The organism is Sphingobium sp. V4 (assembly GCF_029590555.1).
Taxonomy (GTDB): Bacteria; Pseudomonadota; Alphaproteobacteria; order Sphingomonadales; family Sphingomonadaceae; genus Sphingobium.
This window is the reverse complement of sequence record NZ_CP081001.1, coordinates 2700001-2714460: the sequence shown is the minus strand read 5'-3', so window position 1 is coordinate 2714460 and position 14460 is coordinate 2700001. Positions and strand designations below refer to the sequence as shown.

Below are 14460 nucleotides of genomic sequence, written 5' to 3'. Positions count from 1 at the left end.
CGATCGGAAGGGCCGGCCTCAGGCCGCCTTCTTTTCCGCCTTGTAGCGTTCGATCGCTTCCAGCGTGATGCGCTTGGCATCGTCTGCGCCGCCCCAGGTGCCGACACGCACCCACTTCTTCTTCTCCAGATCCTTGTAGTGGGTGAAGAAATGCTCGATCTGCTCCATCACGATGCCGGGCAGGTCGTCCTTCTCGCTCACATTGGAATAATAAGGGAAGACCGAGTCGGCCGGCACGCACACCAGCTTTTCGTCGCCGCCGGCTTCATCTTCCAGGTTCAGCACCGCGATCGGGCGGGCTGCCACGACGGCGCCGGGGATGAAGGGCGAGCGGGCGATCACCAGCGCGTCGAGCGGATCGCCGTCCGGCGACAGCGTGTGCGGCACGAAGCCGTAGTTTGCCGGATAGCGCATCGGCGTGTGCAGGATGCGGTCCACGAACAGCGCGCCAGACGCCTTGTCGAACTCATATTTCACCGGCTCGCCACCGGTCGGCACTTCGATGATGACGTTCAGGCTGTGGGGCGGATCGTCGCCCACCGGGATCAGTTCGATATTCATGGAAATGCCTTTTCCTACACGTTGCTTTGCGGGTGATTATGTTCTCGGTTTGAGCAGCCGATCGAGGCTGCCTTCACCCTCTCCTGTCTTTTCCAGGCGCGGATAGCGCAGCCCGCCCGAATAATCGAGTGTCAAAGTGCGATAGTATTTATCCTGCTTTAGGATGATCTGGATCGGCGCCTTGGCGTTGATCGCGGCCTTCCACACATCGCCGGAAAATTCGTCGCCATTGACCGCCAATATTTTCGACCCCACGGCCAGCCCGGCCTTGAACGCTGCGCTGTCCCAGATCACGCCGCTGATCTCGCCGTCATTCTTGACGATGGCGCCGATCCCGAAACTCTGGTCGACCATCTTGTTGGCGCCCTCGGCCGCCTTGGTGATGGCGTTGGGCGTATCGCCATAGACCAGCTTGTAGCCGCCCAGGATGAAGCCACCCTTGGGCGTCTCCTTCGTCGGCGAATCGACATATTTCTGGAAGAAACCGGCCCAGTCATAGGGTGCGATGTCGTTCAGCGTGCGGACGACCTCGTCGCGGTTGTAGACGACCTGGCCCCAGTCGCCCGGCTTGATGCCGAAGAAGGCCTTGGCGAAATCGTCCAGCCCCTTCTTGCCGCGCGTCGCCTTGGCGATGATCGCGTCGGCCTCCAACCAGATCATCAGCCCTTCATTATAATAATCCTCGGACCGCTGCCAGCTGGCCCAGCCCTTGGGCCGGCGCGCGGAGATGATCGGATCGTGGGTGGTATCTTCCATGGGGCGCCACTCGCGGCCGACCGCCGTGTCCAGTTTCGCCGCGATCTGGGCATAGGCGTCCAGCGTCTCGGCCTTCGTGAACAGGCCCGAGCGCGCGCCCAGCACATAGCCCCAGAATTGCGTCTGCCCTTCATAGACCCACAGGAGATTATCCTGCATCGGCACGTTGAAGTCGGGCGTCCAGAGCAGGTCGGGGCGGCGGAACTTGCCGTCCCAGCTATGGGTGAATTCATGCGGCAGCAGGTTGCGGTCCAGCAGCGCCTCGCCCGAATCCCATTTCTTGAAATAGCCCGGCTCGACCTGATTCTCGGATGAGCGATGATGTTCGAGGCCAATGCCGCCCATCTCGTCCGTGATGGCGAGCAGGAAGTCATAATGGTTGAAATGATAGGCGCCGAACAGCGCGCCCGCTTCGGCCACCAGCTTCCTGTGCCTGGCGATCTGCTCGGGCTTATAGTCCAGTTCGTCGGCATCGTCCGCGACGATGTTGAGCGTCACATTGCTGCCAAGGTCCACCGGCTTGAAATGGCGGCCGGCGAAGACGGGCGAATCCTGCAAGGCTTCATAGTCGATCGTCTCATAGGCGACTTTATCACCCGTCTTCGTGCCGCGCAGCGCGGTCGCGGCCTGCCAGCCGGCCGGATAGGTGACGGTCGCCTGGATCGGGATCTGGCGGGTATAATAGCCGGCCGGATAGAGCGAGACGCTTTCCCACTGGATGTTCAGCATCCTCGGCGTCACGACGACCCGGCCCTGGTTGGGCTGGGTGGCGGACAGGAACTGGAACTGCGCCACCACCTCGGTCGCGCCCTGCGGCACGTCGAGGTTGAAGGCATAGACGTTCAGCGGATCGCGCTTCCATGCGACCGGCTGGCCATTGGCGGTGAAAGTGACGCCGGTCAGCTTCTCGATCTGCCCGCGCGGGGCATGATTGCCGGGCAGCCATTCGGGCATCAGCAGGGTGAGCGGACCCGCCGAAGCGACGGGTATCGTCTCCCTGACGCGGAAGATGCGCTGGGTCGTGTCGCTCGCATCGACCTCCAGCCGGATCGTGCCGCCGGGATAGGGCACGTCCCTGGGTGCCGGGGCGGCGTCGTTGACGGACTGGGCGCTAGGCTTGGACCGGATGACGTCCTGCGCCAGCAGCGGGCTGGCGATCGCGGACGAAAGATAGAGGGCGGCAGCAAGGCTGCGGATCATGGAGGTCTCCGAAAAGGCATGTGGGCCGGACGGCCCCGATGGGTTCAGCATGGCGGCAGGACGGGCGCGCGTCCACCCCTGCCGACGCAAAAGGGCTTGATCCGCGCGCGGCTTTTGGCCATGCCCGCGCCATCGGGATCAGCGCCTTCCCGGTCAGCGCTCGCGCGCCAAAGGCTGCCTCATCACCCCCGCAATTGCGGGAAGAAGGAGCCTGGTCGTGACGCCATTACGCCTGTTTTTTGCCGCTTCCGCCCTTGCCATCGCCTCACCCGTGTCCGCGCAGGCAGATGGGTTCGCGCTCTCCGGCAATGTCCGGCTGCGTTATGAGGCGCTCGACGGGCAGGCGCGCGCTGGCCTCGACGACCGGATCGATCTCGTCAGCCTGCGGAGCGTGCTGGCTGCCGACTATCGGTCCGGCCCGCTCCATGTCGGCTTGGAATTGTGGGACAGCCGCGTCTGGGATGGTCATCCGGGCGAAGGAATCGGTACGGGCGAAGTCAATACGCTGGAGCCGGTGCAGGCTTATGTCGCTGCGGATCTCGGCCCGCTGCTTGGGCCGGGCAGCAAGAGTTCGGTCCAGCTCGGCCGTTTCATGCTGAACCTGGGCGCGCGGCGGCTGGTCGCGGCGGACGATTATCGCAACACCACCAACGGCTATACCGGGGCGCGGATCGACCTGGCGAGCGGGACGGGCGGATCGGCGACGCTGATCTACGTCCTGCCGCAGATGCGGCGGCCCGACGACGAGGCGTCCGTGCTGGACAATGATGCGGCAATCGACCGGGAAAGTGCGGACCTTCGGCTGTGGGGCGGCTATGCGGCGCAGACATTGTCGCGCCGGTCGATGATCGAACTGGGCTATATCGGCCTTGCCGAGCGCGATGCGCCGGGGCGGCCGACCCGCAATCGCCATTTGCACAGCATGAGCCTGCGGCTGATGCGCGATCCCGCCCCCGCATCCCTCGATTTTGAAGTGGAAGGCATCTGGCAGATGGGGCGCGTGCGGGCGGGAACCGCGCCGGGCGCCGCGCCGCTCGACGTCGCCGCCTGGTTCGTCCATGCCGACGCCGGCTACAGTTTCGCGGGACCGCTCAGGGCGCGCCTCTCCGCCGAGTTCGATTATGCCAGCGGCGACCGGAGCGGCGGCGATTATGGCCGGTTCGACACGTTGTTCGGAATGCGCCGGGGCGATTTCGTGCCGGCGGGCATCTTTGCCCAGACCCACAGGGCCAATATTCTGACCCCTGGCCTGCGGCTGGAGATGGCGCCGGGCAAGCGGATCGACCTGTTCGCCAACTGGCATCCGATGTGGCTGGCGTCGCGAACCGACGCCTTTTCGACCACCGGCGTGCGGGACGCGACCGGCCGTTCGGGCCGCTTCGCCGGTCATATGATCGACGGGCGGCTGCGCTGGTGGACGGTCCCCAGGCTGCTGCGCACCGAAATCAATGCCAGCTGGCTGGGCAAGGGGCGTTTCCTGCGCGGCGCGCCCAATGCGCCGGGCGGCGGCGACGTGCGCTATGTGTCGCTCGCGCTGACCGCCACCTTCTAGCGGACTGCTCGAAAAAGCGCGTTTCCTTGGGCAACAATTACCGTTAAAGGCGCGCGCCATGGCGAAACAAGAAACGCCGCGCCCGGTGCGCGGCACGCAGGACATGTTGGGCGGCACGGCGGAGGCGTTCCAGGAGCGGTTCGCGCATGTGGTTGCGACGTTCGACCGGGTGCGCAAACTCTACGGCTTTCAGCGCGTGGAAGTGCCGGTGTTCGAATCCACGGCTGTATTCGCCCGTTCGCTCGGCGAATCGACCGACGTCGTCTCCAAGGAGATGTACACGTTCACGGATCGGGGCGGCGACAGCATCACGCTGCGCCCCGAATTCACCGCCGGCATCAGCCGCGCCTATATCACCGAGGGCTGGCAGCAATATGCGCCGCTGAAGGTCGCGACCCACGGCCCGCTGTTCCGCTACGAGCGCCCGCAAAAGGGCCGCTTCCGCCAGTTCCACCAGCTCGATGCGGAAATCATCGGCGCGGCCGAGCCGGGCGCGGACGTGGAACTGCTGGTCTTTGCCGACCAGTTGCTCCGGGAATTGGGCGTCTCCGACGGCGTGACGCTGAACCTCAACACGCTGGGCGACGCGGAAAGCCGCGAGGCGTGGCGCGCGGCGCTGGTCGCCCATTTCGAGGCCCATCGTGACCAGCTGTCGGAAGAAAGCCTGGATCGGTTGCAGCGTAATCCGCTGCGCATCCTCGACAGCAAGGATCCGCGCGATCGTCCGGCGGCCGACAGCGCGCCCGACATCGACGCCTATCTGACCGACGCGGCGCGGGGCTTCTTCGAGAAGGTGACGAGTGGTCTCGACGCGGCGGGCGTGGCGTGGGAGCGCAATGCCCGGCTGGTTCGCGGCCTCGATTATTATCGCCACACCGCGTTCGAGTTCATCACCGACCGACTCGGCGCGCAGGGCACGGTGCTGGGCGGCGGCCGCTATGACGGGCTGATCGAGAATCTGGGTGGTCCCTCCACCCCGGCGGTCGGCTGGGCGGCGGGGATCGAGCGGCTGGCGATGCTGGTGGACATGCCGGAGGCAGCACGCATCGACGTTGCCGTGATTCCGATGGGCGAAGCGGCCGAAGCAGTTGCGATCGGTATCGTCGCCAATCTGCGCCGCGCCGGCGTCGTCACTGATATGGGTTTCCGCGGTAATATGAAAAAGCGGATGCAGCGCGCCAACGCGGCCGGTGCGCAAACGGCCATCATCATTGGCGACGATGAACTGGCCCAAGGTGAGGTAACGGTTCGCAATCTGGTCGATGGATCGCAGGAGCGTTGCAAGATCGAGGCGCTGGGCGACTATCCCTTGGCGAGTAAAACCAGCTTTGTGGAAGGTTTGTTGCGCGGATTTGATCCAACCAAGGTCATCGCCAACTAATGCACATTTCCGCCGAACGCATCGCGCAGATCGAGGCGCGCCGGGACGAGGTGCAGGCGTCGATGACGCGCGCCGATCTGGCCGCCGACGCGTTCGTGAAACTGTCCAAGGAATATGCTGAGATCGAGCCGGTCGCCAACGCCGCGCGCGAACTGCGCCGGTTGCGGCAGGAACTGGCCGCGCTGGAGGCGATGACCGGCGGCGAGGAAGCCGATCCGCTGATGCGCGAGATGGCGCAGGAGGAGATGCAGCTGCTCAAGAGCCAGCTGCCCGCGGCCGAGCGTGCGCTGGCGCTGCAATTGCTGCCCCGCGACGCCGCCGACGCCCGGCCCGCCATGCTGGAAATCCGCGCCGGCACCGGCGGGGATGAAGCCGCGCTCTTCGCCGGCGACCTGTTCCGCATGTATCAGCGCTACGCCGATACGCAGGGGTGGAAGATGGAGATGATCTCCGCCAACGCCTCCGAACAGGGCGGCTTCAAGGAAGTTGTCGCCAGCATCAACGGCGCCGGCGTGTTCGCCAAGCTGAAGTTCGAAAGCGGCGTCCACCGGGTCCAGCGCGTGCCCGTCACCGAAAGCGGCGGGCGCATCCACACCAGCGCGGCCACCGTCGCCGTCCTTCCCGAACCGGAGGAAGTCGATGTCCAGATCGCTGACAGTGACCTCAAGATCGACATCTATCGCGCGTCGGGCGCGGGCGGCCAGCATGTCAACACCACCGATTCCGCCGTTCGCATCACCCATTTGCCGAGCGGCATCGTTGTCACCCAGCAGGATGAACGCTCCCAGCACAAGAACAAGGCGAAGGCGATGCAGGTGCTGCGCGCGCGCCTCTATGAAGCCGAGCGCGAGCGCACCCAGAGCGAACAGGCCGGCGCGCGCAAGGCGATGGTGGGGTCGGGCGACCGCTCCGAACGCATCCGCACCTATAATTTTCCGCAGGGGCGCGTCACCGACCATCGCATCAACCTGACCCTGCATCGCCTGCCCGAAATTCTCGAAGGCCCGGGCCTGGCCGAAGTCATCGACGCGCTGATCGCCGAGGACGAGGCGGCGCGGCTGGCGCAGCTGGACGGGGTTGCTTGAGGCCCGTCCAAGTCCTTTCCCCCGCATCCCCGCAGGGGCGGGAATGACGATCGGGGGCGTCGCGGACGCCCTGCGTGCGGCAACTGTCCAGATCGCTGTCGTGAGCGACACGGCGCGGCTCGACGCCGAACTGCTGATGGCCCATGCGCTGGGCCTGTCGCGCTCCGACATGTTGCTGCGCCAGCGCGATCTTGATGCGCCCGCCAACTTCGCCGCCTTGCTCGACCGCCGCCTGTCGGGTGAGCCGATCGCGCATATTCTGGGCACGCGCGACTTCTGGACGATCAGCCTGCGCGTCACGCCCGATGTGCTGATCCCGCGCCCGGACAGCGAAACGCTGATCGAGGCGGCGGTCGATCATTTCCGCGACCGTGCGCCGGACACACTGCTCGACCTGGGCACCGGATCTGGCGCGCTGCTGCTGGCGGCGCTGGCGGAGTGGCCGCAGGCGCGGGGGCTGGGCATCGACGCCTCGCCCGCCGCGCTCGCCGTCGCGCAGGATAATGGGGCGCGGCTCGGCCTGGCCGACCGCGCGACCTTTCGTCTGGGCGACTGGGGCGACGGGGTCGATGGTCCGTTCGACCTGCTGCTGATCAACCCGCCCTATATCGGCGTCGATGAGCCGCTGTCGGGTGACGTGCTGCGCGATCCGCCTTCGGCGCTGTTCGCGGGCACTGACGGTCTTGCCGACTATCGTCGCATCGCGCCCGACCTGCCGCGCCTGATCGCGCCGGGCGGCATGGCCGCGATCGAGATCGGCCATGCGCAGGGGGACGGCGTCTCCGCCTTGCTGCGCGAACAGGGGCTGGCCGTTGCCGTCCGGTGCGATCTTGCGGGGCACGACCGCTGTCTCATCGCGACACATTCGGCTTGAACAAGTCTCCATTTACCATGGGACAAGCGAAAATTGCTTGGTTTATGGTGGGAAAGACACTACATCAGGGTCAGAAGCAGCCCATCTTGCCCCTGTTCGCTCAGGGGATTGACGGAAAAGGCTGTTTTTTACGCTCCTTAAAGTCACGACGGCGCTCGCTGCGCAAGCGCCGCTGGCAGCTGGGGTAATGGTCCGGCCAAGGACCATGCCTGGCGGAGCCGTATCCGGCCTGAAGGACAGGCCGTGCTTGGGGATGGCGACTGAACAGTGTTTTCAGTGAGTTTTGGCATAGCGAACGCAAGGATCATGTCTTGATCAACAACCGGCAGGCCGGCCGCCGCAATCGCGGCCGGAACAATAATGGTCGTCCCAACGGCAATAATCGGGGCGGCGGCGATAATGGCAACCGCATCGACAACCGCGCCCGTGGCAATGCGGCCCAGCTTCTTGAGAAATACAAGAACATGGCCCGCGATGCCCAGATGGCGGGCGACCGGGTGAACGCCGAATATTATCTCCAGTTCGCCGATCATTATTTCCGCGTGCTGGCCGATAATCGCGCCCGGCAGGAGGAGCAGCAGCAGCGCTTCCGTCCCCGCGAGGAAAATTATGACGAGGATGGCGAGGATTTCGACGGCGCCTATGACGGCGGCGATGATTTCCGTAGCGAACCGCAGCCTTCCTACGACCGCGCCCCGCGCGACCAAGATCGCCGTCACGATCGCGCCGAGGAATCGCGTGACAATCGCGACAGCCGGGAAGGGCGCGACAACCGGGAAGGCCGTGACGGCCGCAACAATCGTCGCGACCGCAACCGCCGCGATCGCTTCGCTGGCGATGAAAATGCCCCGGTGAAGCAGGATATGGGCCTTGAGGGCCCGGTCGCCAGCCCGGCGGCCGAGCCCGCGCCGCAGCCGGTGGCGGATGCTGCGCCTGTGCCAGCAGCCGAGGCCGAAGCGCCCCGTCCTCCGCGTCGCGGCCGCCCGCGCAAGGTCGCCGCACCGGCCGATGCCGGCGAAGCCTTCGACGCGGCGGTGTTGCCGCCGTCGATCGCGCGCGCCGACAATGATGCCGAGCCGGCTGCCGAAGCGGAAGCGCCCAAGAAGCGCACCCGTCGCCCCCGCGCGGCCGCCACGACCGAAGCGGCCGAATAAGCGGTTCGACTTTTCGAGATCAAAGGGACGATGCCCGGCGCATCGTCCCTTTTTTCATGCCTGCTTTCCAAGCATCGGGTGATCCGGCACAAGGCGCTGACCTTGCTGGAGAGATGCCGATGAAAGCCGCGCGCCTGCTGCCCCTGCTGCTGACCGCTTTTCCCTTTTCGGCGCAGGCGCAGGCGACGGCCGACCCCACCGGCGCGACCGCGCAGGGCGATGTCGCGGTCACCATCTACAACCATGGCCAGTCGCTGGTGCAGGATGACCGGCAGCTGACGGTCAATCCGGGCCGCAACCGAATCGAATTTCCCGACGTGTCGGCGCGCATCCGGCCCGAAACGGTCAACCTCTCCGGACCCGGCCTGTCCATCGTCGAGCAGAATTTCGACTATGATCTGCTGTCCCCGGACAAGCTGATGGACAAGGCGGTGGGGCAGGAGGTGACTTTGCTCCGCACCAATCCCGCCACCGGCGCGGAGACGCGCGAACGGGCGAGGATATTGGCGGCCAATGGCGGGATCGTCCTCCAGATCGGCGCGCGAATCGAAGTGTTGCGTGATGACGGCCTGCCGGTGCGTGTCATTTTCGATCGGGTGCCGCCCAATCTGCGCGCGCGGCCGACTCTTTCCGTCACGGTCGAAGCGGAAAGGGGCGGCACGGTGCCGGCGCGGCTCTCCTATCTGACGCCGAATCTGGGCTGGACGGCGGACTATGTCGCCCTGTTCGACGCGGCGAAGGGGGCGATGGACATGCAGGGCTGGGTCACGCTCACCAACAATAGCGGGACCAGCTTCACCAACGCCAGGACGATTCTCGTCGCGGGCAATCCCGCCAATGGCGGCGGTCGGACCAACTGGTGGCAATCGTCGGGTGGCGCGTCGAGCGGCGCGATCGACCAGGCCGGCACCGAAAGCGGCCCGCGAGAGCGCCTCGGCGACTATTATCTCTATCCGCTCGGCTCCCGCACGACGATCGCCAACGCCCAGCAGAAGCAGGTCAGCTTTCTCGACGTGAAGGGCGCGCCCGCGCGGGCGACCTATGAATATGTCAATGGCTGGCTCGGCAGCGCGACGGAACCGATGAGCGCGTCGAGCGTGCTCAAATTCTCGACCTCGAAACAGGGCGGCCTGGGCGACCAGCTCCCCGCCGGGATCATCCGCGTCTATATGCGCGACGCGCGCGGCGACCCCCAGTTCATCGGCGAGAATAATATCGACCATACGCCAATGGGCTCGTCCATGGCGCTGCGCACCGGCGACGCCTTCGACGTCAAGGTCCGCCCGACCGTCGAGCAGCGCAGTCGGAAAGGTGGGGCCCGCTGGGAAACGAAGATGCGCTACACGCTGACCAACGCCCGCCCCGAAGCGGTGACGGTCGATCTGGCGCAGCAGGGACTGTGGGGCGACACCCGCGTCACCGCGCAAATGCTGGGTGGCCAGGTGGTGGAGGGCAGGCGGGTGTCGGCCGACCGGATGGAATGGAGCGTGCCGGTGCCGGCCAATGCATCGGTCGACCTCAGCATCACCTTCGATTCGCGTTACTGAGTGGACGGCCGCCAGTGCCGCGCCTTCTCGCCCTGCTGCTTCTGTTTGGCGCCGGCCTCGCCCCGGCCCAAGCCGGCACCGTCGTGTCCGGCGCGGCCGATTCGGTCTCCGTCACCGTCTATCGCCAGCCCGGTCGCGCCAAGGGGGCAATCGATCGCAACTGGCCAGGCGGCTATGCGCTCATCACCGAAAGACGCACCATCGACCTGCCTCCGGGCGAATCGGTCGTCCGGTTCGAGGGCGTCGCCGAAGGGCTGATGCCGGAAACGGCCGTGCTGTCGGGTATGCCGCGTGGCGTGAAGGAAAAGAACCGGGACGCGCGCCTCCTCTCGCCCGCCGGACTGGTCGATGCCTATCTGAAACGCAGCGTCACGCTCCGCCGCACCAACCGCAAGACGGGGAAGGTGACGGAACAGGACGCGATCATCAGCGCCGGCCCTGCTGGCGGCGTGATCGTCCAGACCGCGCAGGGCCACGAGGCGCTGGGGTGCAGTGGCCTGCCTGAACGGATGCTCTATCCGCAGGCGCCGCCGGACCTGTCCCCGCGCCCGACCCTGTCGGTGATCGCGACCAGCGACCGCGCCACCCGCGCGACCGTGCAGCTCACCTATCTTGCCGAGGGATTCGACTGGGCTGCCAACTATGTCGCAGACATGCGGTCTGATAGTCGGACGCTCGACCTGATGGCCTGGTTGACCGTCGCCAACGGCGGCGCCACCGGCTTTCCCGATGCGCGCCTTGCGGTCATTGCGGGCCAGCCCGACAAACGGGCCCGTCGGGCGCAGCCGCGGCCCACCGCTGGTCCCCTGCGCCTGACCTGCTGGCCGATGGACGTCACCAGTACCCATCCGCGCTGGGCGCTCGCCCCGCTGGAGATGCCGCCGCCCGACATGGAGATGACAGGTGCGGAGGATATCGTCGTGTCCGCGCAGCGCCGCACCCACCGAGCCATGGCCATGCCAGTGGCGGCGCCTGCGCCTCCGCCCCCTCCTCCACCGCCGCCGGAGGATGTCGGCGACCTCAAACTCTATCGCGTGCCCGTGAGGGTCGACGTGTCCGCCAATGGCCAGAAGCAGGTCGCGCTGCTGCGCCAGGCGGGCGTCAAGGTGGAGCGCCTCTACGCCGCCACCGTTCATACGGCGATCGAGGAGGCGCAGCCAATGACGCTGCGCCTGCGCGTGCAGAACCGCCAAGCGGATGGCCTCGGCATCGCCTTGCCATCGGGCCGGGTCGCGCTGTTCGAGGAAGTGGGCGGGATTCGCCTGCTCGCGGGCGAAGCCGATATCGGCGACAAGGCGGAGGGCGAGCGGGTCGATTATGACCTGACACAAAGCGCGGACGCCCGCATCGTCGCCCGCATCGTCTCCGAATCGCGCAAGACGCGCCGTTGGCGGATCGGGCTCAGCAACGCCCGGCCTTTCGCCGTGACAGCCGAAATCACGATCGCGCACGACATCCATCCCCGGCCGATGAACATGGAGCGGCGCGGCGACAGCTGGATATGGCGCGCGCTCATACCGGCCAATGACACCGTCGAGCTTGGCTATGCGGAGCGGCTGGCGCGCTGAGGCGCGTGGCTCAGGGTAGTGGCCGTGGCCGGTGATTCGCGTCGAGCGCGACGAACGTATAGACGCCGCTGGTGAGTTCGACCTCTTGCTGGCCGATGCCGCGCGTTGCGACCACGTCGACCCGGATCGCGACGGACGTGCGGCCGCGTCGCTCTTCCCGCGCATAGACCGATACGATGTCGCCCAGCAGGATCGGTGTGATGAACTTCATACTCTCGATCGCCACCGTCGCGACCGCGCCCTGCGCGATTCGCGATGCGACGATGCCACCGGCAATGTCCATCTGGCTCAGCACCCAGCCACCGAAGATATGGCCGTTGCTGTTGATGTCGGCCAATCGCGGGACCACCCGCAACACCACTTCACCCCGCATGTCAGTCGTCAATGGGAACCTCATCCTTCAACCGGTCCATCACCTGTTCGTCATGGCCTGTGCCATGGGACAGGAAGGCGAGCGCCATCAGGCCCGTCCCCAGCATGAAGGTCAACCAGACCCCCAATATGGTCGCGATCGCCATGTGCATTGGCAGTGCGCCCGTCCACCAGTAGAGGCACAGCAGTGCTGCCACAACGCACAGCGCGCCGGCCAGCGCCATCCACGCCATGATGCGGCGGAATCGGCGCCAGGCGGTGGCTGCGATCTCGGGATCGTCGAGCGCTTCCTTGCGTGTCATCCCTTTTCAATGGGCCGCAAAAGTGGGATCATCAAGCCGCCGAATATAATGAATTCAGGCGAAAAGGAGAGCAGCCATGACCATCGCGGCGATTTTGCAGGGGAAGGGACGCGACGTCATTCAAGTGAAACCGACCGACAGCGTGTTGTCGGCGGTGCAATTGCTGGCGGACAAGCGCATCGGCTGCGTGCCGGTGGTCGAGAATGGTGATGTGCTCGGCATATTTTCCGAACGTGACCTGCTCTATCGCGTCGCCAGCGATGGCGCGGCGGCGCTCGATCATACGGTGGGCGAAGTCATGACCGCGCCCGCCATCACCATCGATGACCAGACGCCGGTGCTGCACGGCCTGTCGCTGATGACCAAGCGGCGCGTGCGTCATCTGCCGGTCGTCATCGACGGAAAGCTGGTGGGGCTGATCTCGATCGGCGATCTGGTGAAGTTCCGCATCGACACCATCGAATCGGAAGCGGCGTCACTGCGCGACTATATTCAGACCGCCTGATCGCCAGGCCGGCTCAGGCAGGCGCCTGGGCCGGCGGCTTGCGCCGGATCAGCAACCCGACCAGTTCCATCAGCGTCCCGCGCGCGCACAGCATCAGCGCGCCGAGGAAGGCGAGACCGCCCACCGGCACGAGTAGGCCCAGGCGCATCGGCGCGGGGAGAGGCGGCAACGCTGCGTCGACCGCCATCACCACCCCGGCCATCAGCACCGAACAGCCAAGGCCGGGCGCGGCAGCGCGAATCAGGTCCACGAATCGCAGCCCCATCGGCCCGCCGGCAAGACGGGCTGTAATTGCGGTCAGGATCGGGAAGGCGATCAACCAGGCCCAGGCCAGGCCGATCGCGCCGAACCGGATACCGATCAGGAAGGCGGCGGGCATCAGAACTGCGCCTGCCGCCGCGACTCGCGCCGTTGTCCCGGGGCGGCCCAGCGCGTTGCTCACCGGCGCAAACATCACCTGTACGGTCATGAACGGCATGGCGAGCGCGAGAATCGCGACGAAAGGCGCCATTTCCAGCCATTTCCGGCCGAACAGCGTCTCCACCAGCGGTTCCGCCGTCACCGCCATGCCCAGGTAGATGGGACAGGTCAGCAGCAGCAGCAGCCGAACAGCCTTGCAAAAGGACCAGGCGACCCGGCTGAGATCCTTCTGCATCCGCGCATAAGCGGGGAAGGCGACGTCATTGAGCGGCGGCACGAATTTGCTGACGAAGATCTGGGTCAGGAACAGCGCCTCGGCATAGAGGCCCAGCGCATGGGGTTCCAGCACGCGCCCGCCGATGAAGATGTCGGCCTGGCTCTGGATGATCCAGAAGAGCTGTCCGCCCAGCAGCGATGCGCCATAGGCCACCATCGCGCCGGTGCCGCGGAAATCGAAGCTCGGGATCGGCCTGAACCCGGTCGCCAGCACATAGCCCGCCGCCTTCACCCAGAAACCGGCGATCGGCGCGAATACCAGCGTCCAGACGCCCCAGCCCGACAGTGCGCCAACCAGCGCCACGCCCGCCGAGGCCGCCGCCGCGATCAGGTTGACCAGGGCAGGGCGACGAAAATCCAGCGCCCGCCCCATGATCGCTTCGGGAATCGAGATGAAGGGAGTGGACAGATAGAGCAGCGCCTGCACCCGCAGCAGGTCGGCGATCATCGGCTGGTCATAATAATCGGCCGCCAGGGGGGCGATGGCGAGTTGGCACAGGGCCAGCCCGCCGTTCAGCAGCAGCATGATGCCGAAGGCCTGGCGCAGCCGGTGCGTCTCGAGCGTGTCGGACTGGACCAGCGCGCTCACCAGCCCATAGCCGTTGAGGAAGGTCGCGAAGTTCAGGATCACCTGGGTCATGGCGAACAGGCCGTAGTCGGCCGGATCGAGCAGGCGGATCACCGCCAGCGTCACGACCCAGCTCATCATCTGCGACAAGATCTGGCTGCCCGATCGCCAGAAGATCGCACTCCTTATGCGCGCGCCGAAACCCGCATCATTCGCGTCGGCATCCTGCAAGCCCATTATACCCGTCGTCCCCGTGATCCTGATCGCGTCGAACCCCTGTAGCGGGAACCTCCCAAAAATTTCTGAAATAAAATTGCAAAAAGGATTTGACGGTTCGGG

The 14460-nt window shown here is 65.9% G+C and carries 13 protein-coding genes; 8 read left to right on the top strand and 5 right to left on the bottom strand.

What is annotated here, in order from left to right; translation table 11 throughout:
- Positions 1-18 precede the first annotated feature (18 nt).
- Complete coding sequence (gene ppa / locus K3M67_RS13580; protein WP_066865586.1) at positions 19-561, bottom strand: inorganic diphosphatase; 543 nt, start codon at positions 559-561, stop codon at positions 19-21.
- Positions 562-597: 36 nt separating this feature from the next.
- The gene (locus K3M67_RS13575; RefSeq protein ID WP_285831704.1) at positions 598-2517 is read right to left on the bottom strand and encodes a M61 family metallopeptidase; all 1920 of its coding nucleotides are present in this window, start codon (positions 2515-2517) and stop codon (positions 598-600) included.
- A gap of 217 nt (positions 2518-2734) precedes the next feature.
- Here K3M67_RS13575 and K3M67_RS13570 point away from each other — a divergent pair, with 217 nt between their 5' ends.
- The 7 genes from K3M67_RS13570 (at position 2735) to K3M67_RS13540 (ending at position 11678) form a co-directional block, all read left to right on the top strand.
- A complete protein-coding gene (locus K3M67_RS13570; protein ID WP_232313909.1) occupies positions 2735-4069 on the top strand; it encodes an alginate export family protein in 1335 nt (444 codons plus the stop codon).
- Between the two features lie 58 nt (positions 4070-4127).
- Entirely contained in the window at positions 4128-5450 is a 1323-nt protein-coding gene (hisS, locus tag K3M67_RS13565; RefSeq protein WP_285831703.1) for a histidine--tRNA ligase, read from the top strand.
- Complete coding sequence (gene prfA, locus K3M67_RS13560; RefSeq protein ID WP_066865574.1) at positions 5450-6535, top strand: peptide chain release factor 1; 1086 nt, start codon at positions 5450-5452, stop codon at positions 6533-6535. The genes hisS and prfA overlap by 1 nt, the downstream gene beginning before the upstream one ends.
- A 43-nt stretch (positions 6536-6578) precedes the next feature.
- The gene (gene prmC, locus K3M67_RS13555; protein ID WP_285831702.1) at positions 6579-7409 is read left to right on the top strand and encodes a peptide chain release factor N(5)-glutamine methyltransferase; all 831 of its coding nucleotides are present in this window, start codon (positions 6579-6581) and stop codon (positions 7407-7409) included.
- A gap of 311 nt (positions 7410-7720) precedes the next feature.
- Complete coding sequence (locus K3M67_RS13550) at positions 7721-8563, top strand: DUF4167 domain-containing protein (RefSeq protein WP_285831701.1); 843 nt, start codon at positions 7721-7723, stop codon at positions 8561-8563.
- Between the two features lie 119 nt (positions 8564-8682).
- Positions 8683-10110, top strand: coding sequence for a DUF4139 domain-containing protein (locus K3M67_RS13545; protein WP_066865564.1), 1428 nt, complete (start codon positions 8683-8685; stop codon positions 10108-10110).
- Positions 10111-10124: 14 nt separating this feature from the next.
- Entirely contained in the window at positions 10125-11678 is a 1554-nt protein-coding gene (locus K3M67_RS13540) for a DUF4139 domain-containing protein (protein ID WP_285831700.1), read from the top strand.
- Between the two features lie 10 nt (positions 11679-11688).
- Here K3M67_RS13540 and K3M67_RS13535 read toward each other — a convergent pair whose 3' ends face one another.
- The gene (locus K3M67_RS13535) at positions 11689-12051 is read right to left on the bottom strand and encodes an acyl-CoA thioesterase (protein ID WP_232313911.1); all 363 of its coding nucleotides are present in this window, start codon (positions 12049-12051) and stop codon (positions 11689-11691) included.
- A gap of 1 nt (position 12052) precedes the next feature.
- The gene (locus K3M67_RS13530) at positions 12053-12352 is read right to left on the bottom strand and encodes a hypothetical protein (RefSeq protein ID WP_066865554.1); all 300 of its coding nucleotides are present in this window, start codon (positions 12350-12352) and stop codon (positions 12053-12055) included.
- Positions 12353-12428: 76 nt separating this feature from the next.
- On the opposite strand from K3M67_RS13530, the gene K3M67_RS13525 reads away from it, so the two are divergent.
- A complete protein-coding gene (locus K3M67_RS13525) occupies positions 12429-12857 on the top strand; it encodes a CBS domain-containing protein (protein ID WP_066865551.1) in 429 nt (142 codons plus the stop codon).
- Between the two features lie 13 nt (positions 12858-12870).
- Here the strand turns inward: K3M67_RS13525 and K3M67_RS13520 are convergent, their stop codons facing one another.
- A complete protein-coding gene (locus tag K3M67_RS13520) occupies positions 12871-14358 on the bottom strand; it encodes a lipopolysaccharide biosynthesis protein (RefSeq protein WP_285831699.1) in 1488 nt (495 codons plus the stop codon).
- Between the last annotated feature and the right edge of the window lie 102 nt (positions 14359-14460).